Below are 354 nucleotides of genomic sequence, written 5' to 3' on the forward strand. Positions count from 1 at the left end.
CTACACTTGAAAGCGTTAAGCTACTACCTGATGAACCATTCGACCAATTGACTGTTCCTGCACAACCACTGGCCGTTAAGGTTAAAGTACTCGGCGCACACACTACTTTTGGATTTGGCGCATTGATGGTCGGGGCTGATGGTTGGGCGATAATTTGTAACCCTGTTACTGTTGAACTGGCTGGACTTGTACAAGACCCAACTGTACAGGTTGCTGTAATGCTATAAGTGCCTACACTTGAAAGGGTCAGACTGCTACCTGATGAGCCATTCGACCAGTTGACGGTTCCTGCACAACCACTGGCTGTTAAAGTTAAAGTACTCGGTGCACAAACTACTTTTGTAGCCGGGGCTG

Annotated in this window: 1 pseudogene; it reads right to left on the reverse strand. The window is 47.7% G+C overall.

Annotation, left to right across the window (positions count from 1 at the left end):
• Positions 1 to 354 (reverse strand): annotated as a pseudogene (locus EWM59_RS28080) (hypothetical protein); the annotation flags it as partial.

The sequence above is a fragment of the Emticicia agri genome (assembly GCF_004168285.1).
Lineage (GTDB): Bacteria > Bacteroidota > Bacteroidia > Cytophagales > Spirosomataceae > Emticicia > Emticicia agri.